At 67.4% G+C, this 19,893-nt stretch carries 19 protein-coding genes and 1 pseudogene; 13 read left to right on the top strand and 7 right to left on the bottom strand.

Annotation, left to right across the window (positions count from 1 at the left end; translation table 11 throughout):
* Nucleotide 1: 1 nt before the first annotated feature.
* Nucleotides 2-5,851: a HAMP domain-containing protein gene (locus tag AC07NF_RS10125; protein ID WP_494631922.1), complete on the top strand. Its 5,850-nt coding sequence runs from the start codon at nt 2-4 to the stop codon at nt 5,849-5,851.
* A gap of 2 nt (nt 5,852-5,853) precedes the next feature.
* A complete protein-coding gene (locus tag AC07NF_RS10120; RefSeq protein ID WP_494631923.1) occupies nt 5,854-7,854 on the top strand; it encodes a response regulator in 2,001 nt (666 codons plus the stop codon).
* 5 nt (nt 7,855-7,859) lie between these two features.
* Here the strand turns inward: AC07NF_RS10120 and AC07NF_RS10115 are convergent, their stop codons facing one another.
* Entirely contained in the window at nt 7,860-8,768 is a 909-nt protein-coding gene (locus AC07NF_RS10115) for an AraC family transcriptional regulator (RefSeq protein WP_494631924.1), read from the bottom strand.
* 201 nt (nt 8,769-8,969) lie between these two features.
* Here AC07NF_RS10115 and AC07NF_RS10110 point away from each other — a divergent pair, with 201 nt between their 5' ends.
* From AC07NF_RS10110 to AC07NF_RS10100, 3 genes are all read left to right on the top strand, one after another.
* Complete coding sequence (locus AC07NF_RS10110) at nt 8,970-10,013, top strand: NAD(P)-dependent alcohol dehydrogenase (RefSeq protein ID WP_494631925.1); 1,044 nt, start codon at nt 8,970-8,972, stop codon at nt 10,011-10,013.
* 97 nt (nt 10,014-10,110) lie between these two features.
* A complete protein-coding gene (locus tag AC07NF_RS10105) occupies nt 10,111-10,443 on the top strand; it encodes an ArsR/SmtB family transcription factor (RefSeq protein ID WP_494631926.1) in 333 nt (110 codons plus the stop codon).
* Entirely contained in the window at nt 10,440-10,940 is a 501-nt protein-coding gene (locus AC07NF_RS10100; protein ID WP_494631927.1) for an SRPBCC family protein, read from the top strand. The genes AC07NF_RS10105 and AC07NF_RS10100 overlap by 4 nt, the downstream gene beginning before the upstream one ends.
* A gap of 111 nt (nt 10,941-11,051) precedes the next feature.
* On the opposite strand, the gene AC07NF_RS10095 is transcribed toward AC07NF_RS10100, so the two are convergent.
* From AC07NF_RS10095 to AC07NF_RS10085, 3 genes are all read right to left on the bottom strand, one after another.
* Complete coding sequence (locus AC07NF_RS10095) at nt 11,052-11,660, bottom strand: TetR/AcrR family transcriptional regulator (RefSeq protein ID WP_494631928.1); 609 nt, start codon at nt 11,658-11,660, stop codon at nt 11,052-11,054.
* An 83-nt stretch (nt 11,661-11,743) separates the two neighbouring features.
* A complete protein-coding gene (locus AC07NF_RS10090) occupies nt 11,744-12,391 on the bottom strand; it encodes a TetR family transcriptional regulator (RefSeq protein WP_454758625.1) in 648 nt (215 codons plus the stop codon).
* Complete coding sequence (locus AC07NF_RS10085; protein WP_454714079.1) at nt 12,388-12,618, bottom strand: CC0731 family SpdR-regulated protein; 231 nt, start codon at nt 12,616-12,618, stop codon at nt 12,388-12,390. The genes AC07NF_RS10090 and AC07NF_RS10085 overlap by 4 nt, the downstream gene beginning before the upstream one ends.
* 366 nt (nt 12,619-12,984) lie before the next feature.
* Between AC07NF_RS10085 and AC07NF_RS10080 the strand changes: the two genes are divergently transcribed.
* The 3 genes and pseudogenes from AC07NF_RS10080 to AC07NF_RS10070 form a co-directional block, all read left to right on the top strand.
* Nucleotides 12,985-13,191 (top strand): twin transmembrane helix small protein, encoded by a 207-nt coding sequence (locus AC07NF_RS10080; protein WP_454714078.1) that lies wholly within the window; start codon nt 12,985-12,987, stop codon nt 13,189-13,191.
* A 9-nt stretch (nt 13,192-13,200) separates the two neighbouring features.
* The gene (locus tag AC07NF_RS10075) at nt 13,201-13,779 is read left to right on the top strand and encodes a cob(I)yrinic acid a,c-diamide adenosyltransferase (RefSeq protein WP_494631929.1); all 579 of its coding nucleotides are present in this window, start codon (nt 13,201-13,203) and stop codon (nt 13,777-13,779) included.
* Nucleotides 13,776-13,872 (top strand): annotated as a pseudogene (locus AC07NF_RS10070) (hypothetical protein); the annotation flags it as partial. The gene AC07NF_RS10075 and the pseudogene AC07NF_RS10070, both read left to right, overlap by 4 nt.
* Before the next feature lie 17 nt (nt 13,873-13,889).
* On the opposite strand, the gene AC07NF_RS10065 reads toward AC07NF_RS10070, so the two are convergent.
* Nucleotides 13,890-14,159 carry a hypothetical protein gene (locus AC07NF_RS10065; protein ID WP_494631930.1) on the bottom strand — a complete coding sequence of 90 codons (270 nt, stop codon included), beginning with the start codon at nt 14,157-14,159 and terminating at the stop codon, nt 13,890-13,892.
* Nucleotides 14,160-14,365: 206 nt separating this feature from the next.
* Between AC07NF_RS10065 and AC07NF_RS10060 the strand changes: the two genes are divergently transcribed.
* Together AC07NF_RS10060 and AC07NF_RS10055 are read left to right on the top strand one after the other, a co-directional pair.
* A complete protein-coding gene (locus tag AC07NF_RS10060) occupies nt 14,366-15,112 on the top strand; it encodes an electron transfer flavoprotein subunit beta/FixA family protein (protein WP_494631931.1) in 747 nt (248 codons plus the stop codon).
* The gene (locus AC07NF_RS10055) at nt 15,112-16,053 is read left to right on the top strand and encodes an electron transfer flavoprotein subunit alpha/FixB family protein (RefSeq protein WP_494631932.1); all 942 of its coding nucleotides are present in this window, start codon (nt 15,112-15,114) and stop codon (nt 16,051-16,053) included. The genes AC07NF_RS10060 and AC07NF_RS10055 overlap by 1 nt, the downstream gene beginning before the upstream one ends.
* Nucleotides 16,054-16,135: 82 nt before the next feature.
* Here AC07NF_RS10055 and AC07NF_RS10050 read toward each other — a convergent pair whose 3' ends face one another.
* On the bottom strand, nt 16,136-16,258 hold the full coding sequence (locus AC07NF_RS10050; protein WP_492814294.1) for a hypothetical protein: 123 nt from the start codon (nt 16,256-16,258) through the stop codon (nt 16,136-16,138).
* Between the two features lie 148 nt (nt 16,259-16,406).
* On the opposite strand from AC07NF_RS10050, the gene AC07NF_RS10045 reads away from it, so the two are divergent.
* The gene (locus tag AC07NF_RS10045; protein WP_494631933.1) at nt 16,407-17,288 is read left to right on the top strand and encodes a LysR substrate-binding domain-containing protein; all 882 of its coding nucleotides are present in this window, start codon (nt 16,407-16,409) and stop codon (nt 17,286-17,288) included.
* Nucleotides 17,285-17,677 carry a DUF1801 domain-containing protein gene (locus AC07NF_RS10040; RefSeq protein ID WP_494631934.1) on the top strand — a complete coding sequence of 131 codons (393 nt, stop codon included), beginning with the start codon at nt 17,285-17,287 and terminating at the stop codon, nt 17,675-17,677. Before AC07NF_RS10045 ends, AC07NF_RS10040 begins: the two co-directional genes overlap by 4 nt.
* 137 nt (nt 17,678-17,814) lie before the next feature.
* Here AC07NF_RS10040 and AC07NF_RS10035 read toward each other — a convergent pair whose 3' ends face one another.
* Complete coding sequence (locus AC07NF_RS10035; protein WP_494631935.1) at nt 17,815-18,816, bottom strand: NAD(P)H-binding protein; 1,002 nt, start codon at nt 18,814-18,816, stop codon at nt 17,815-17,817.
* Nucleotides 18,817-18,908: 92 nt separating this feature from the next.
* Here AC07NF_RS10035 and AC07NF_RS10030 point away from each other — a divergent pair, with 92 nt between their 5' ends.
* On the top strand, nt 18,909-19,817 hold the full coding sequence (locus AC07NF_RS10030) for a LysR family transcriptional regulator (protein ID WP_494631936.1): 909 nt from the start codon (nt 18,909-18,911) through the stop codon (nt 19,815-19,817).
* Nucleotides 19,818-19,893: the final 76 nt, after the last annotated feature.

The raw sequence follows: 19,893 nt of genomic DNA, 5'->3' as shown, positions 1-19,893 counted from the left end.
TATGCAAGGCGTTATGGAGCGGTCCGCCAGTGGCCGCGAGCTCGACGGCCATCAGCTGCTGGCGGCGCTGCGCGCGTTCCGCCGCGGCGACTTCTCGGTCCGGCTGCCGACCGACCTGTCGGGGCTGGACGGCGAGCTGGCCGAGGCCTTCAACGATGCTGTCGATCTAAACGACCGGATCTCGAAAGAGTTCGAACGGCTGCGCGACGTGGTCGGCCGCCAGGGCAAGATCAACCAACGCGCCCAGCTGCCGGGCGCGGTGGGCGCCTGGGCCGAGAGCGTCGAGGCCGTCAACAGCCTGATCACCGACATGGTGCACCCGACCGCCGAAATGGCCCGCGTGATCGGCGCGGTGGCGAATGGCGACCTGTCGCAGACCATGGACCTGGAGAACGAGGACCGACCCCTGCGCGGCGAGTTCCTGCGCACCGGCAAGGTCGTCAACACCATGGTCGGGCAGCTCGGCTCCTTCGCCTCGGAAGTGACCCGCGTGGCCCGCGAAGTCGGCACCGAGGGCAAGCTGGGCGGTCAGGCCCAGGTCAAGGGCGTCACCGGCGCCTGGAAGGACCTCACCGACAACGTCAACCTGATGGCCGGCAACCTGACCGGCCAGGTCCGCAACATCGCCGAAGTGACCACCGCCGTCGCCAACGGCGACTTGAGCCGCAAGATCACCGTCGACGTGAAGGGCGAGGTGCTGGAGCTGAAGAACACCATCAACACCATGGTGGACCAGCTCAACAGCTTCGCCTCGGAAGTCACCCGCGTGGCCCGTGAAGTGGGTACGGAAGGCAAGCTGGGCGGTCAGGCCCAGGTCAAGGGCGTCACCGGCGCCTGGAAGGAACTGACCGATAACGTGAACCTGATGGCCGGCAACCTGACCGGCCAGGTCCGCAACATCGCCGAGGTCACCACCGCCGTGGCCCGCGGCGACCTCTCCAAGAAGATCACCGTCGACGTGCGCGGCGAAATCCTGGAGCTGAAGGACACCATCAACACCATGGTGGACCAGCTGAACGGCTTCGCCTCGGAAGTGACCCGCGTGGCCCGCGAAGTCGGCACCGAAGGCAAGCTGGGCGGCCAGGCGCGCGTGGAAGGCGTGGCCGGCACCTGGAAGGACCTGACCGACAACGTCAACTTCATGGCCGCCAACCTGACCGGCCAGGTGCGGAACATCGCCGAGGTGACCACCGCCGTCGCCAATGGCGACCTCTCCAAGAAGATCACCGTCGACGTGAAGGGCGAGATCCTGGAGCTGAAGTCGACCATCAACGTCATGGTCGATCAGCTGAACGCCTTCGCCAGCGAAGTGACCCGCGTAGCGCGGGAAGTGGGTACGGAAGGCAAGCTGGGCGGCCAGGCCAACGTCACCGGCGTCGGCGGCACCTGGAAGGAGCTGACCGACAACGTGAACCTGATGGCCGGCAACCTGACCGGCCAGGTCCGTAACATCGCCGAGGTGACCACCGCCGTCGCCATGGGCGACCTCTCCAAGAAGATCACCGTCGACGTGAAGGGCGAGATCCTGGAGCTGAAGAACACCATCAACACCATGGTGGACCAGCTCAACTCGTTCAGCTCGGAAGTGACCCGCGTGGCCCGCGAAGTCGGCACCGAAGGCAAGCTGGGCGGCCAGGCCCAGGTGAAGGGCGTCACCGGCGCCTGGAAGGACCTGACCGACAACGTCAACTTCATGGCCGCCAACCTGACCGGCCAGGTCCGCAACATCGCCGACGTCACCACCGCCGTGGCCAACGGCGACTTGTCCAAGAAGATCACCGTCGACGTGAAGGGCGAGATCCTGGAGCTGAAGTCGACCATCAACATCATGGTCGACCAGCTGAACGCCTTCGCCTCGGAAGTGACCCGCGTGGCCCGCGAAGTCGGCACCGAAGGCAAGCTGGGCGGCCAGGCCCAGGTGAAGGGCGTCGGCGGCGCCTGGAAGGAACTGACCGACAACGTCAACCTGATGGCCGGCAACCTGACCGGCCAGGTGCGGAACATCGCCGAGGTGACCACCGCCGTCGCCATGGGCGACTTGTCCAAGAAGATCACCGTCGACGTGAAGGGCGAGATCCTGGAGCTGAAGAACACCATCAACGTCATGGTGGACCAGCTGAACAGCTTCTCGTCAGAAGTGACCCGCGTGGCCCGCGAAGTCGGCACCGAAGGCAAGCTGGGCGGCCAGGCCCAGGTCAAGGGCGTCACCGGCGCCTGGAAGGACCTGACTGACAACGTCAACTTCATGGCCGCCAACCTGACGGGTCAGGTGCGGAACATCGCCGACGTCACGACCGCCGTCGCCAAGGGCGACCTGTCCAAGAAGATCACCGTCGACGTGAAGGGCGAGATCCTGGAGCTGAAGTCGACCATCAACGTCATGGTCGATCAGCTGAACGGCTTCGCCTCGGAAGTGACCCGTCTGGCCCGCGAAGTGGGTACGGAAGGCAAGCTGGGCGGCCAGGCCCAGGTGCCCGGCGTGGCCGGCACCTGGAAGGACCTCACCGACAACGTCAACATGATGGCCGCCAACCTGACCGGCCAGGTCCGGAACATCGCCGACGTCGTGACCTCGGTCGCGCAAGGCAACCTCAAGCGCAAGCTGACCCTGGACGCCAAGGGCGAGATCGCTTCGCTGGCCGACACCATCAACGGCATGATCGAGACCCTGGCCACCTTCGCCGACCAAGTGACCAACGTGGCCCGCGAAGTGGGTTCGGAAGGCAAGCTGGGCGGCCAGGCCCGCGTGCCCGGGGCCGCGGGCCTGTGGCGCGACCTGACCGACAACGTCAACGAGCTGGCCGCCAACCTGACCACCCAGGTCCGCGCCATCGCCGAAGTGTCGACGGCCGTGACCAAGGGCGACCTGACGCGGTCGATCACCGTGGAAGCCTCGGGCGAAGTGGCCGCGCTCAAGGACAACATCAACGAGATGATCCGTAATCTGAAGGATCAGACTCTGAAGAACACCGAGCAGGACTGGCTGAAGACCAACCTGGCCCGGTTCAGCCGCATGCTGCAGGGCGAGCGCGACCTGTCGACCGTGTCGAACCTGGTCCTCTCCGAGCTGGCCCCGCTGATCAACGCCCAGCACGGGGTGTTCTACGTCTCCGACACCAACGAGGCCGGCGAGGCGGTGCTGAACCTGGCCGCCAGCTATGCCGGCAATCGCCGCAAGCCCCCGGCGGGCCAGCTGCACCTGCGCGAAGGCCTGATCGGCCAGTGCGCGGCCGAGAAGGAACGCATCCTGCTGACCAACGTCCCCAAGGACTACGTCAAGGTCAGCTCGGGGCTCGGCGAAAGCGCCCCGCGCAGCATCATCGTCCTGCCCGCCCTGTTCGAAGGCGAGTTGAAGGCGGTGATCGAGCTGGCCAGCTTCGGCGAGTTCAACGAGACCCAGCAGGCGTTCCTGGACCAGCTGATGGAATCCATCGGCATCGTGCTGTCGACCATCGCCGCCAACATGCGGACCGAAGGCCTGCTGGAACAGTCCCAGCTGCTGACCTCGGAACTGCAGGCCCAGCAGGAAGAGCTGAAAAAGACCAACGACCGCCTGGAACTGCAGGCCACCAGCCTCCGCCAATCCGAGGAACTGCTGCGCTCCAAGCAGGACGAGCTGCAGACCACCAACGCCGAACTGGAGGACAAGGCCGTCCTCCTCTCCGCCCAGAACAAGCAGGTGGAAGCCAAGAACGCCGAGGTCGAGCAGGCCAAGGCGGCGCTGGAGGAGAAGGCCGAACAGCTGGCCCTGACCTCCAAGTACAAGTCCGAATTCCTGGCCAATATGAGCCACGAGCTGCGCACGCCGCTGAACAGCCTGCTGATCCTGTCGAAGATGCTCAGTGAGAACGCGCAGGGCAATCTGAGCGACAAGCAGGTGGAGTTTTCCAAGAACATCCACTCGGCCGGCGCCGACCTGCTGGGCCTGATCAACGACATTCTCGACCTGTCGAAGATCGAAAGCGGCACCGTCACGCTCGATATCGGCCAGATGCCGTTCGCGTCCCTGCGCGACCAGACCCAGCGCACCTTCGCCCAGCTGGCCCAGGACAAGAAGCTGGACTTCGGCATCGACATCGACCCGGCCCTGCCGCCGGCCATGTACACCGACGACAAGCGCCTGCAGCAGGTCATCAAGAACCTGCTGTCCAACGCCTTCAAGTTCACCCAGGCCGGCTCGGTCAAGCTGGCCGTGCGCCGCGCCGAGTCCGGCTGGGCGCTGAGCAACGACCACCTGAACAAGGCCGGCCAGGTGCTGGCCTTCGAGGTCGCCGACACCGGCATCGGCATCCCCGAGGACAAGCAGCGGATCATCTTCGAGGCCTTCCAGCAGGCCGACGGCACCACCAGCCGCAAGTACGGCGGCACGGGCCTGGGCCTGTCGATCAGCCGCGAGATCACCCGCTTGCTGGGCGGCGAGCTCAAGGTCGTCTCGACCCCGGGCGAGGGTTCGACCTTCACCCTGTACCTGCCGCTGAACTTCAGCCCGACGGCCCAGCCCTCGCCGCTGCTGTCGCCGCGCGCGCCGTCCGCCCCGTCCTCGACCTTCACCTTCTCGACCGCCGACGCCCCGTCGTACGAGCCGGTCGAGAGCGTCATCGACGACCGCGACACCGTCACGCCCGAGGACCCGACCGTTCTGATCGTCGAGGACGATCCGCGCTTCGCCTCGATCCTGCTGGCCCTGGCCCGCGACAACGGCTTCAAGGGCGTGGTGACCAGCGAGGGCTCCTCGGTGCCGTCCCTGGCCCGCCGTTTCGCCCCCGAGGCCATCCTGCTGGACGTGGGCCTGCCTGACATGGACGGCCTGGCCCTGCTCGATTTGCTCAAGCGCACGCCCGAGACCCGGCACATCCCGGTGCAGGTGATCTCGGCCGACGATCGCGGGGGTCTCAGCCTCTCGATGGGCGCCCTGGGCTTCACCAGCAAGCCGGTCGAGCAGGAGGCGGTGGTCTCCACCCTGGACCGCGTGCGCCGCCTGGCCGACCAGCCTGAGCGCACCCCGATCCTGGTCGGCGGCGACAAGACCACGGCCGAGCTGCTCAAGACCGTGTTCGGCACGGTCCGCACCGAGACCGCCCTCGACGCCCTGCCGCCCGAAGCCTTCACCGGCGAACAGGGCTGCCTGGTCGTGGCCGTCGGCGGAGGTTCGGTCGGCGCGACCCTGGACCTGCTCAAGCAACGCGGCGCGGTCTCGGGCTCGACGGTGCTCTACGCCGCCGGCGACCTGGACGCCGAGGACGAGCGCCGCCTGCGCCTGTCGGTCTTTACCGGCGCCGCCCGTATCGCCCGCACGGCCGAGCAGCTGATCGACCACGTGGCCCTGATCCAGCACGCCCCGGTCGAGCGCCTGCCCGACACCGCCCGCGCCATGCTGACCCGGACCAAGCACGCTGACGCGGTCCTGACCGGCCGCACCGCCGTGGTCATCGACGACGACATCCGCAACATCTTCTCCCTGGCCAGCGCCCTGGAGGAGTACGGCATCGAGCTGCGCTACGCCGAGAGCGGCCGCGCGGGGCTGGAGCTGCTGGACAGCCTGCCGTCGGTCGACATGGTCCTGGTGGACATCATGATGCCCGACATGGACGGCTACGAGACCATGCGCGAGATCCGCTCGCGGTCGCGGTTCATGGACCTGCCGGTGGTGGCCGTCACCGCCAAGGCCATGAAGGGCGACCGCCAGAAGTGCATCCAGGCCGGGGCCTCGGACTATGTGTCCAAGCCCGTCGACCTGGACCAGCTGATCTCGGTCCTGCGGGTCTCGGTGCAGCGCGCCGACGCCCGCAAGATGGCCGGCGACAACATCGTGACCCTGGCCAGCCTCGCCCCGGCCGGCGCGCTCCAGTGAACATGATGACCTCCACCCCCGCGGTCCAGTTCCCGCCAGAGCCTGTCCCGGTCGACCGACCACGGGCCAAGGTGCTGATCGTCGACGACGACGAGCGCAACGCCTTCGCCGCCAGCCAGGCGCTGGAGGCCCTGGGCCAGGAGCTGGTCATCGCCCGCTCGGGGCCCGAGGCGCTGCGCAAGCTGCTGCACGACGACTTCGCGGTGATCCTCCTGGACCTGCACATGCCCGGCATGGACGGCTACGAGACCGCCGCCCTGATCCGCGAGCGGCGCCGCACCCGCGACGTGCCGATCGTGTTCCTGACGGCGGTGTTCCGCGACGAAGGCCACATCTTCAAGGCCTATTCGGCCGGCGCCGTCGACGTGGTGTTCAAGCCGGTGGATCCGTTCATCCTGCGCTCCAAGGTGCAGGTGCTGGTCGACCTGCACCTGAAACGCGTCGAGCTGGCCAACGAGCTGGAGATCCGCCAACGCCTGCTGGAAGAGAACGCCCGCGTCCAGGCCGAGAAGCTGGAGGCCGAGCGCTCCTTGCAGGCCTCCTTGCGCCGTCAGCAGGCGATCCAGCGCGCCCTGCCGATCGTGTTTTACTCGCGGATGGCCGATCCTCCGTATGCGGCTATTTCGGTCAGCGACAGCATCAAGGGCCTGACGGGCTATGACGCCGCCGACTTCACCGAGGACCCCGACTTCGGCTACGGCCAGGTCCATCCCGACGACCAGCACATCGTCGCCCGCGCCCAGGAAGAGGCCCGCCGGGCCGGCTCCTACACCTGCGAGTACCGCTGGCTGTGCGCCGACGGAACCTACAAGTCCTTGATCGACCAAGGTATTCTCAGCGAGGACCCCGACACCGGCGCGGCCGTGGTGTTCGGCACCCTGCTGGACAACACCGAGCGTCGCGCCCTGGAAGAGGCCCTGGGCCACGCCCGCAAGATGGAGACCGTCGGCCAGCTGACCGGCGGCGTCGCCCACGACTTCAACAACCTGCTGACCGTGATCCTGGGCAATGTCGACCTGATCCAGCGGCGCTGCGGCGAGGGCTTCGCCTTCGACCGCCAGGTGCGGGCCGTGCGCCAGGCCACCGAGCGCGGCGCGGCCCTGACCCGGCAGCTCCTGGCCTTCTCGCGCCGTCAACGCCTGGACCCGGCCGCCGTCGACCTCAATGACCTGGTCCGCGACTTCTCGCCCCTGATCAAGCAGGCCGTCGGCGAGGCGGTGTCGGTGCAGTGGGAGCCGGGCGAGGCCCCGGCCTTCGTCCATATCGACCCGGCCCAGATGGAAAGCGCCCTGCTGAACCTGGCCGTCAACGCCCGCGACGCCATGGACGGCGCCGGCGGCATCACCATCAGCATCCAGGCCGACCCGGCCGGCCGCCACCGCCTGGTCGTCCGCGACACCGGCCCCGGCATGGCCACGGACGTCGCCTCGCGGATCTTCGAACCGTTCTTCACCACCAAGGATGTCGGCAAGGGTTCGGGCCTGGGCCTCTCGCAGGTCTACGGCTTCGTCCAGCAGTCCGGCGGCGAGGTGACCGTGGTCACCGCCCCCGGCGAAGGCGCGGCCTTCCAGATCACCCTGCCCGCCATCGCGGCCCCCGCCCCGGTCGAGGCCGCTCCCGTCACGCCTTCGGAGGATGCGACGGGTTCGGAACATATCCTGGTGGTCGAGGACGACCCCGCCCTGTTGGCCCTGGCGGTCGATACGCTGGAGTCGCTGGGCTACCGCGTCACCACCGCCAACAACGCCGCCAGCGCCCTGCGCCGGCTGAAGGGCGGCACGGCCTTCGAGATGCTGTTCTCGGACGTGGTCATGCCCGGCGGCGTCAGCGGCCTCGACCTGGCCCGCAAGGCTCGCGTCGGCAATCCGGACCTGAAGGTGCTGCTGACCTCCGGCTTCATCGGCGAGGAGGCCATCGACTGGGCCGACGAGTATCCGATGCTGGACAAGCCCTATGACTCGCCATCGCTGGCCGCCAAGGTGCGGTCGGTGCTGGACGCTTAGGGCCCCTACTCCGCCGCCACCGGGGTGCGCAGCACCTCGATGTCCCGCGCCGGCGGCAGGCCGTAGAGCCTCCGGTATTCCCGGCTGAACTGCGAGGGGCTCTGGTAGCCGACATTGAAGCCGGCCGCCCCGACGTCCAGGCCCTCGACCAGCATCAGCCGGCGGGCCTCATAGAGCCGCAGCTGCTTCTGGTACTGCATCGGGGTCATCCCGGTGACGGCCTTGAAGTGGTGGTGCAGCGAGCTCTCGCTCATGCCCACATGCTCGGCCAGGGCCTCGATGCGCAGGGTGGCGGCGAAGTGGTCGCGCAGCCAGGCGACGGCGCGCGTGACGCGGTGGCCGTGCCCCTCAGCCAGGGTGATGTGCAGCAGGCGCGCGCCGCACGGACCGCTCAGCAGGTGATAGAGAATCTCCTGCTCGATCAGCGGCGCCAGGGCCGCGACGTCCTGGGGCCTGTCCAGCAGGCGCAGCAACCGCAAGGTGGCGTCCAGCAACGCCGGCGCGGCCTTGGTGACCGCAACCCCGCGGATCCCGTCGATCGGGGCGGCGGTCTCGGGCGGCAGGCGGCCCATCAGCTCGGCCAGCCGGGCCGGATTGATCTCGACCCCGACACACAGGTGCGGCTCTTCCTCGGTGGCGTGGGTGATGCGCGAGGTCATCGGCATGTCCAGCGCCACCAGCAGGCAGTCGCCGACGCCATAGTGCAGCTCGTCCTCGCCCAGTTTCACGCACTTGCGGCCCTGGGCCACCAGCCAGAAGGACGGCCGCTGATGGGCGTGCAGGGGCTGGGTGGGCGAGCTGCGCTTGACGATGAACAGGCCGTCGATCGGCGACTCGATCGCGTCCTCCTTGGCGTAACGGGCGACGATCTGGGCGATCTCGGCATAGACTTCGTCAAGGGCGGGAGCGCTCAAGGGCTTGGTTTCCAAGGCTTTCGGACGGGCTCAGCTCTACGCCTCCGCGCGCTCGGCGAAAACCGCTCCAGCGGCGTTTTGCAGGATCGTGCATGAGCTTTGCAGGATCGGCATAACGCCGTCGTCCTGGGCCGTGGCAAGTCTCCGGTCGCCCGATCCTCCCCGGTCGGCGCTTCCCACGCTTTCCAAGGAAAATACCGAATGGCCACCGCTAAAGGCTATGCGGCCCCCGCCGCCGGCGCGCCCCTGGCGCCGTTCAGCTTCGAACGCCGCGCGCCCAATCCCGACGACGTCGTCATCTCGATCAAGTACTGCGGCGTCTGCCACTCCGACATCCACATGGTCGACAACGGCTGGGGCCAGAGCGTCTATCCAATCGTCCCCGGCCACGAGGTCGCGGGCGTGGTCACCGCCGTCGGCTCCAACGTCACCAAGTTCAAGGAAGGCGACCATGTCGGCGTCGGCTGCTTCGTCGACAGCTGCGTCACCTGCAAGGAAGCCCGCGACCTGGACCGCGAGCAGTACCAGCCGGGCCTCGTCCTGACCTACAGCGCCTTCGAGCCGGGTTCGGACACCCCGACCTATGGCGGCTATTCCGACCACATGGTGGTCAAGGAAGACTACGTCCTGTCGATCCCCGAAAACCTGCCGCTGGACGCCGCCGCGCCGCTGCTGTGCGCCGGCATCACCCTGTACTCACCCCTGCGCCACTGGAATGCCGGCCCCGGCAAGAAGGTCGCGATCCTGGGCATGGGCGGCCTGGGCCACATGGGCGTCAAGCTGGCCCACGCCATGGGCGCCGAGGTCACGGTGCTGAGCCAGACCCTGTCCAAGCAGGCCGACGGCCTGAAGATGGGCGCGGACCACTACTACGCCACCAGCGATGCGAAGACCTTCGAGACCCTGGCCGGTGAGTTCGACCTGCTGATCTGCACCGTCTCGGCCGGCATCGACTGGGGCAGCTACCTGAACCTCCTGAAGGTCGACGGGACCATGGTCCTGGTCGGCGCGCCGGAAGAGCCCGTGCCGCTGAACGCCTTCGCCCTGATCCCCGGCCGCCGCACCCTGGCCGGCTCGATGATCGGCTCGATCAAGGAGACCCAGGAGATGCTGGACTTCTGCGGCGAGAACAACATCGTCGCCGACATCGAGGTGATCTCGATCGACCAGATCAACGAGGCCTACAAGCGCATGGCCAAGAGCGATGTGCGCTACCGCTTCGTGATCGACATGGCGACGCTGTAGTCCACTTCCCTACCCGCTGATCAAAAGGACCGCCGTGAGCTCACGCTCGCGGCGGTCTCTTGACGCCCCCATATATGCACCTATATACATATACATCATGACGCAGATCGATCCCTTCGAAACCCTGGCCGACCCCAAGCGTCGCCTCATCATCGACGCGCTGCGCCACGGTGAGCGCCAGGTGAACGACATCGTCCAGGTCGCCGGCATCCACCAGTCGGGCGTCTCGCGCCATCTGCGGATCCTGCACGAGGCGGGGTTCGTCACGGTGCGCCCCGACGGCCAGCGCCGCCTCTACGCCCTCAAGCCCGAGCCCTTCCAGGAACTCGAGGCCTGGCTGGCCGGCTACCGACAGCTGTGGGAAGCCCGCCTCGACCGCTTCGGGGCCGCGCTCGAAAAACGCCAACAATCCAAGGAACCCAAGGCATGACCGACACCGCCGAACCCCAGGCCATCGTGGTCGTCGAACGCACCTACCGCGCCAGCGTCGAGGACCTGTGGGCCCTGTGGGCCACCAAGGACGGCTTCGAGTCGTGGTGGGGCCCGGAAGGCTTCCGCGTCGAGGTCCACGCCCTGGAGCCGCGCGAGGGCGGTAAGCTGACCTATGACATGATCGCCGACGCGCCCGACGCCATCGCGGCCATGAAGCAGATGGGCCAGCCGATCTCGCACAACACCCACGGCCGCTACACCACGTTCAAGCCGACGACGCGCCTCGTCCTGACCCACGACATCGACTTCGTGCCGGGCATGGAGACCTATGAGAGCGTGATCGAGGTCGACTTCTACCCCAAGGGCGAAGAGGCCCGCATGGTCGTCACCATCCACCCGCACCGCGACCCGCACTGGACCAAGATGGCGGTCATGGGCTTCACCAGCCAGATCACCAAGCTGGACCGCAAATACGGGTGGGAGGAGCAACTGTAGCCACTGCAGGCCCGCCCTCGTCCTTCGACAAGCTCAGGATGAGGGCTACTTCAAAGAGCGGTTCAGTAGAAAACCTCATCCTGAGCTTGTCGAAGGACGAGGTTTTCGGACCTACCGCGGCCGCCACCCCTCGGCGATCACGCCGATCTGCTTGTCCATCACCGCCGACATTTCGGCCGCCGGCAGGGTCCCGCCGGCGGCGGCCGTCATGCGGTAGTTCCAGGCATAGGCGGCCTTCAGGGTGTCGACGATCAGCCGCAGGTCCAGGTCGCCCCGCACCTCGCCCTTGCGCACACCCTCTTCCAGGACGTCCAGCAGCATCTGGGTCAGGCGCGGATTGCGGCCATAGGGCGTGACGCCCGGGTCGTTGCTGGGATTATACGAGGCGGCGATGTGGGCCAGGAACAGCTTGGCCCGCCGGGTCTCGAACTCGTAGTGGATCGCGAAGATCGAGCACAGGCGATCGGCCGTGCTGCCACGCAGATACGGCACCACCCGGTCGAACTCGGCATAGAGCTCGCTCAGCCGATGGGTCATGACATGGCTCAGCACCTCCGCCTTGGAGGCGAAGGTGGTGAACACGCTACCGACAGAGACACCAGCCCGCTCCGCGATGGCGCGGATGGTGGTCTCTTCGTAGCCAACCTCGTTGAAGAGGTCTCGGGCGGCCTCAAGCACCCGTTCCCGGGTCGCCGCCTTTTGATCATCTCTTACGCCCACGCACGTCCCCCTCGAACACGCTAGCGTCATTGTTCAATCGCAGGCCGCCCCGTTCCCCCGAACGGAGCGACCTCCGGACTTGGTTAGGCGCGGGCCCCTGCGAAGATGACTTTCAGTTGTTCCGAAAGCCGCGCCAGCAGAGCCTCAACCGACCACCCGTCGTAGACGGCGCGGCGATAGTTGGCGACATACACGTCCCAGGTGATCTCAGCCAAGAGCTTGGCGTCGATATCTTTCTTCAACTGACCTTCTTCGACGCCGCGTTGCAGGGCGTCGGCGATCAGGCGGAAGATGTGCTTCAGATCCGTGCGGGCGCGGCGCTCGGCGGCTTCCGAACGGGTCCACGACACGGCGATGCTGGCGCGCAGCAGCGGCAGTTGCTCGACATGGAAGCCGTAGGCGACGCCGAACAGACCCATCAGGGCTTCGTCGATCGTCTTGGCGGTGCGCGAGGCCTGGGTCATCTGGGCGTAGATGACTTCGTAGTCGGCGGTCAGGATTTCTTCGAACAGCTCCGACTTGTCGGCGAAGCTGGCGAACACGGCGCCGGTCGACATGCCGGCGGCCTGGGCGATGTCACGGATGGTGGCGCCTTCGTAGCCGCGCTCGCTGAACAGGCGGCGGGCGGCGGCCAGGACGCGCTCACGGGTGCGCTGCTTGGCCAGGGCCCGGCGGGTCAGCTTCACGGGCGAGTCGGTGGCCGGCTCGATATTGACGGACACAAAGCTCATGCGGCGGCCTCCAGACGGGCGAGAGCGGCCTCGGCGCGCTTCTCGAATTCAATGCAGTACTCGTCGACGACGTTTTGCAGGACGTCGGCATAACGGCGGGCCAGCTGGCGACCGTCTTGCGCGGCGTCGCGCAGGTCGGTGATCAGTTGGCGGACTTCGGCCATGGCTTCTTCGCGATCGTTCGCGGAGACGCCGGCGTTGGTCGAGAGCAGAGCGCTCTGGGCCATTGCGGTTAGCTCCTACCCCCGCTGGGGTGAGTGATAAAGCGTCGAACCGATCCGCGGTGGGGGAGGTTGATCATGTTCAACGAACGCGCACTGAAAATAGGAAGGCGGCGCAATAACGCCAGGGGAAGCGCATTGCAACCGCGAAAACGAACTCAAATCACCGAACTTTGGCGTACGGCATAGATATGGGAGCGCTCTCAAAGCGTCACTGCGACAAATGGGCTCACCGAACAGGTTCGCCGAATTGACTCAACGGACGATGGTCACCGAACTGAGTCGCTAACCTGAAGGCGCGTAACGCCCCAGCTTCCTTACGGCTCCGGGATGTATGGCTAAGCGGTGCGGCGCGGCCTATCTTCCGCGCCCATGAGCCACCTCTTCGACTTCCTCGTTCCCGCCGCTTTGCTGGCGGTCCTGATCGCCCTCGGCGTGGGCCTGTACGCCCTGTTCCGGGGCGGCGACTTCGGGCGCTCCTATTCCAACAAGATGATGCGGCTGCGCGTGCTGCTGCAGTTCATCGCCATCATCGTGCTGGTCGCCGCGGCCTTCTGGTGGCGCAAGGGCGGCGCTTAAGAGGCGAGCATGGTCACGCTGAACCGCATCTATACCCGGACCGGCGACGGCGGCTCGACGCGCCTGGCCACCGGCGCGCCGGTCAGCAAGGCCTCGCTGCGCGTCGAAGCCTATGGCGGGGTCGACGAGACCAACGCCGCCATCGGCATGGCGCGGCAGCATACGGCGAGCGACGTGGTGCTCGACGCCATCCTGGAGCGGATCCAGAACGACCTCTTCGACCTGGGCGCGGACCTGGCCACGCCCGAACAGCACGGCAAGCCCGAATGGGAGCCGCTGCGCATCCTCGACAGCCAGGTCGAGCGCCTGGAGCAGGAAATCGACCTGCTGAACGGCGAGATGCAGCCGCTGACGTCGTTTGTGCTCCCCGCTGGGTCGCCGGCGGCGGCGGCGCTGCACGTGGCGCGCACGGTCTGCCGCCGGGCGGAGCGGACCTGCGTGGCGTTGGCGGGGACTGAGGGGGAGATCGTCGGAGCGCCGGCGATCAAGTACCTGAACCGGCTGTCGGACCTGCTGTTCGTCGCCGCGCGGTGGAGCAACGACAAGGGTAGCGCCGACGTGCTGTGGAAGCCGGGGGCGACGCGGTGAGCCGAAACCTCGTCCTTCGACAGGCTCAGGATGAGGTTTCTACTGAACGGCCTTAACCCTGATCCTCATCCTGAGCTTGTCGAAGGACGAGGATCACGCGAGGCGCTGGACTACTTCTTTTCCGGAGCGGGAGCCGCAGCAGGAGCCTTCGGCTCAGCCTTCTCCCCATTGATCGGCGGGGTCCCCGCCGGCCGGCGCGTCATCGTCTCGATCGGATAGACCGTCGCACACTTCAGCCACTTGCCGGCCCAGGCGCCGCCGCGGGCTTCGCACTTCTCTTTCGGCCACACCCACAGGCTGTGATAGGCCAGCACCCCGGCGCTGCCGAGCAGGAACAGGGCCAGAAAGATGTACTTCAGGCGGGTGAAGGTCTTGTTCATGGCCGCCCCTTAGCGCCTTTCCGTCCTTAAGGGAATTGGCTCGACCGACGTGGGATCACCGCGAAACGCCGAAAATCGTACAACTGTTTGAACGGAACCCAAGTTTCTGCATTACGCTTACGCAAAGGGAAACTTGCATTGCGGCGCACAAGCGGTAAGTCGGATGCCAAGCAGGATAAAAAGCAGCCTGGAGGCGGTGGAAACCGATGAAGGTCCTAGTCCCGGTCAAACGGGTTATCGATTACAACGTCAAGGCCCGCGTGAAGGCGGACCAGACCGGTGTCGACCTTGCGAACGTCAAGATGTCGATGAACCCCTTCTGCGAGATCGCGGTCGAAGAAGCCGTGCGTCTCAAGGAAAAGGGCGTGGCGACCGAGGTCGTCATCGTCAGCATCGGTCCGGCGCAAGCTCAGGAAACGATCCGTACGGCGCTGGCCATGGGCGGCGACCGCGGCATTCTGATCACCTCGGACGCCGACCTCGAGCCGCTGGCCGTGGCCAAGCTGCTGGCGGCCGTCGTGGCTGAGGAAAACCCCAACCTGGTGGTCATGGGCAAGCAGGCGATCGACGGCGACAACAACGCCGTGGGCCAGATGCTGTCGGCCCTGCTGGGCTGGCCGCAAGCCACCTACGCCTCGGCGCTGGAAGTCTCGGGTTCGACCGCCAAGGTCACCCGTGAAGTCGACGGCGGCCTCCAGACCCTGGACGTCGACCTGCCGGCCATCGTCACGGCCGACCTGCGCCTGAACGAGCCGCGCTATGCGTCTCTGCCCAACATCATGAAGGCCAAGAAGAAGGAGATCGCCCAGAAGGCGGTCGCCGACTACGGCGTCGATGTGGCTCCGCGCCTCAAGGTCTTGAAGGTCACCGAGCCCGCCAAGCGTTCGGCCGGCATCAAGGTCGAAACCGCCGCTGACCTGGTTTCCAAGCTCAACACCGCGGGGGTGCTGTAATGGCTGTTCTCGTCGTCGCCGATAACGACAACGCCCACCTGCGTGACGGCACCCACAAGACCGTCACCGCCGCCCTGAAGATCTCGGGCGACGTGGACGTGCTGGTCCTGGGCAAAGGCGCCAAGGCCGTGGCCGACCAAGCGGCCAAGATCACCGGCGTCCGCAAGGTGCTGCTGGCCGAGTCCGACGCCCTGGGTCACGGCATTGCCGAGGCTCAAGCCGACGCGGTGCTGGCCCTGGCCGGCAATTACGATGCGATCCTGGTCCCGGCCACCGCCGGCGGCAAGAACTTCGCCCCGCGCGTCGCCGCCAAGCTGGACGTCGCCCCGATCTCGGAAATCATCGAGGTCGTCTCGGCCGACACCTTCACGCGCCCGATCTATGCCGGCAACGCGCTGGAAACCATCCAGACGTCGGACGCCAAGAAGGTGATCACCGTCCGTCCGACCGCCTTCGCGGCGGCGGGTGAAGGCGGCAGCGCCTCGGTGGAAACCGTGGGCGGCGCTGACGCCGGCAAGACCCGCTTCGTCAGCGAAGAGATGGTCAAGTCGGACCGTCCGGAACTGGCCGCGGCCAAGATCGTCGTCTCGGGCGGTCGCGCCATGGGTTCGGCCGAAGAGTTCCAGCGCGTGATCGAGCCGCTGGCCGACAAGCTGGGCGCCGCCGTCGGCGCCTCGCGCGCGGCCGTCGACGCCGGCTATGCGCCGAACGACTACCAAGTCGGTCAAACGGGCAAGGTCGTGGCGCCGTCGCTGTACGTCGCCATCGGCATCTCGGGCGCCATCCAGCACCTGGCCGGCATGAAAGACTCCAAGGTGATCGTCGCGATCAACAAGGACGCCGACGCCCCGATCTTCCAGGTGGCCGATTTCGGCCTGGTCGCCGACTACAAGACGGCCGTCCCGGAACTGATGGACGCCCTGACGGCGGCGGGCAAGTAAGCCTCGCTACCCAGTCCGAATAAGAGAAAGGCCCGGAGGAAACTCCGGGCCTTTCTTATTGGGCTGGTCATGTGGCGCGCGCTCAGCGCGCCGTGTGGATGATCTTGGCCCATTGCGCATGGGGGTCGTCCAGGGTCGAGGGGGTGCGAACGGCGCCAGTGGCCAGGGCAAGCACCATCGCGCCCGCGAGCAGCAGGGTCTTCATCGTCGTCTTCCTTTTTCAGAGCGCCGGGTTTGTTGGGGCGGGGCAGCGCGTCTCCCGTGATCAGGACAATGCCAAGACCAGCGGGGCTTTACGAACGATGCTATTTGCGGGAACTTGTGAGCCTGGCTAACAACCTGGCTCCTCCGCCATGCGCCTGCCGCCCTTCTCGTCCCTGGTCGCCCTGGAGGCCGCCGCCCGCCACCGCTCCTACAGCCGGGCGGCCGATGAGCTGTTCGTGACCCATGGCGCGGTCAGCCAGCAGGTCCGCAAGCTGGAGGAAGAGCTGGGAGTCCAGCTGTTCACCCGGCGCGGCAACCAGATGGAGCCCACCTCCGTCGGCGCGGCCTTGGCGGCCCGGATCGGCGAGGCGATCACCAGCCTGCGCGAAGGGGTCGACTCGGCCCGCCGCGCGGCCAGCGGCCCGATCGTCCTCTCCGCCGGCCCAGCCTTCGCCACCAGCTGGCTGTCGCCGCAGCTGGCGCGCCTGTCGATCGAGACGGGCGAACTGGACCTGACCATCCGGGTCGAGGACCGGGTCTCGGACCTGGCCACCGACGGCGTGGACGTGGCGCTGCGCTACGGCATCGGGCCCTGGGCCGGCCTGGAGTCGGTGCGGCTGATGGACGAGCGCATCTTCCCGGTCTGCAGCCCGGCGCTGCTGGCCCGTCACCCGATCGAAAAGCCCGAGGACCTGCTGTCGGCCCCGCTGCTGCGCCACACCGACCTGCCGTGGTCCATGTGGTTCCGCGCGATGGGCATCGAGCCGCCCGAGCTGCGCCCCGCCCTGGGCTTCGATGGCTCGGCCATGATGCTGGACGCCGCGGCCCAGAGCCTGGGCTTCGCCTTGGCCCGAGGCGGCTACGCCAAGCGCGACATCGACGAGGGCCGCCTGGTCCGCCCCCTGCCCGGCGAGATCGACGTCGAGACCGGCCACAACTTCGTCTGGCGCCAGAATAACCCCAAGCTGCCCAGGATCCTGAAACTGCGCGACTGGTTCCTGGCCAAGACGGAAGGCGAGCGGGGGCGATGAGCCGGCTGTTCCTGCTGCCCAGCGCCGTCAGCCGCGATCCCGACGTCGAGGCCTGGCTCACCGCGCCCGATCCGCTGCGCCAACTGGCCCGGCCGTGGTTCGAGACCATCCGCGCCCTCGGCCCCGACGTCCGCGAGCTGCTGCACGACGGCCATCCCACCGCCTGCGTCGCCGACGCCGCCTTCGCCTATGTCGACGCCTTCAAGGCCCATGTGAACATCGGCTTCTTCCACGGGGCTGAGCTCCCCGACCCGGCCGGCCTGCTGCAGGGCTCGGGCAAGCTGATGCGGCACGTGAAGGTGGTCTGGGGCCAGCCCACGGACGAGGCGGCGCTGACCGCGCTGATCGCGGCGGCCTATCTGGATATCAGGCGGCGGCTGGCGTCGTAGCCCCTTCTCCCCTTGTGGGAGAAGGTGTCAGCGCAGCTGACGGATGAGGGGTCGAAAGGCCTTTCCGGAAAACGAAGTGCAACCCCTCACCCGACCTGCTTCGCAGCCCCCCCCTTTCCCGCAAGGGGAGAGGGAAACTAGGCCGCCCGCGCCAGGCGCAGCGACGGCGCGGCGTCCGCCACCGGCACGTTCAGGCCGCGCATGGTCGCCGTCACCGCCAGGTCTAGCGGCGTGCGGGGCTCCTCGCCGAGGAAGGCTTCCAGCTTGCGGTTCTCCAGGCGGACCGGGTGGCGCCAGAACGGCTGCATCTCGGAGAGTTCGCGCAGGGTCTCGCTGAACAGGCCGGCGATCGGCAGCAGACCCCAGGGTAGGCGCAGCGCGTTGGGGCGCTTTTGGCCGGCAGCGCGGGCGATAGCGCGGATCATGGCGGTCCCGTCGGCGTCCCAGTGGCCCGCGAAGTGGAAGCGGGCGAAGGCCGGCAGTTCCACTTCCCGATCGGCCAGTCTCGCGAAGGTCTCGCCGACGTCAGGCAGATAGGCCCAGGCGTGGCCGACGCCCTTGTCGCCCGGATAGAGGATGGTCTTCACCGGCTGGCCCGGCTTGACCAGGCCCGAGGCGAACCAGCTGTTGGCGGTCGAGCGCGGGCCGAAATAGTCGCCGGCGCGCAGGATTAGCGACCGCACCCCGCTGGCGGAAGCAGCTTCGAGGCGAGCCTCCATCTCGATGCGGATCTTGCCCTTGCGGGTGTAGGCGCGCTGGGGCGTGGCCTCGTCGATCACGGCATGGGCGGCGGGGTCGTAGTTGTAGATCGTGCCCGGCAGCAGGATCCGCGCCCCGCTGGCGCGGGCGGCGGCCACGGTGTTGTCGATCATCGGCAGCACCAGCTTCTTCCAGCCCTGGTAGCCGGGCGGGTTCACCGCGTGGACGATGATCGATGCGCCTTGCGCGGCGGCGACCACGGCGGCGCGGTCCATCACGTCGCCTTGCAGGTAAGCGACGCCGGGCAGGCGGGCCTTGCTCGTGTCACGCACCAGGGCGCGGACGGTCCAACCGTGGCGGACCAGGGCGGCGGCGGTCTCGCCGCCCACGCCGCCATTGGCGCCGAGGACAAGAGCGATGGGGGATTGTTGGGCGGTCATGGCGGGCTCCTCAAAATTCGATGACCCGAAGATGCCGCGCGACCACCTCGATAGAAATTGCCCAGAACGCTCTATCGGCTTATCAAAAATGTATGAGCACTCCGACCACCGTCGACTGGGAACGCCAGCGCGCCTTCCTGGCCGTGATCGACACCGGCAGCCTGTCGGCCGCCGCCCGCGAGCTGGGCGCGGCCCAACCCACCGTGCGCCGACGGATCGAGGACCTGGAGGCCCAGCTGGGTGTCGCCCTGTTCACCCGCTCGCCCTCGGGCCTGTCGCCCACGCCGCTGGGCCGCGACCTGGCCCAGCACGCGCGGGCTATGGCCATCGCGGCGGCGTCCCTGGCCCGCGCCGCCTCGGCCGAGGCGGGGGCGGCGTCGGGCGTGGTGCGGATCACCGCCAGCGAGGTGGTGGGCATGGAGGTGCTGCCGGCGATCCTGGCCCAGTTGCGCGAAGCTCATCCGGGCATCGTTCTGGAGCTCGCTTTGACCAACCGCAGCGAGGACCTGCTGCGCCGCGAGGCCGACATCGCCGTGCGCATGGTTCGCCCCACCCAGGAGGCGCTGGTCGCCAAGCGCGTGGGGAACATCACGCTGGGCATGCACGCCCACAAGCGGATGCTGGACGCCTGGGGCCGCCCGGCCAATCTGGAGGAAGCCCGCCGGATGCCGCTGATCGGCTACGAGAGCGAGACCATCGGGGTGCGGGCGGTCAAGGCCATGGGCCTGGATTTGCGCGTCGACGAATTCGCCTTCCGCACCGACAACGACGTGGCCCAGCTGGCGGCGATCCGCGCGGGGCTGGGCCTGGGCGTCTGCCAGGTCGGCCTGGCCGCCCGCGACCCGATGCTGGAGCGCGTCCTGCCCGAGGTGTTCAGCTTCGACCTGGAGACCTTCGTCGTCACGCACGAGGACCTGAAGGACGTCCGGCGGGTGAGATTGGTGTTCGACGCCCTGGTGTCAGGCTTGACCATGTATGCCAAGATAGGAAATACAGTTTGAACTAAACATCTTTCCACCTAGAGTGGAGACTGCAGAATCGCCGCCCGGAAGTTGGCGGTCCATTCGCCATGCGCCC

It is taken from the genome of Caulobacter sp. GW821-FHT10A06, assembly GCF_059415805.1.
The sequence above is the reverse complement of the archived record's forward strand: the minus strand, read 5'-3'. Positions and strand labels throughout refer to the sequence as shown.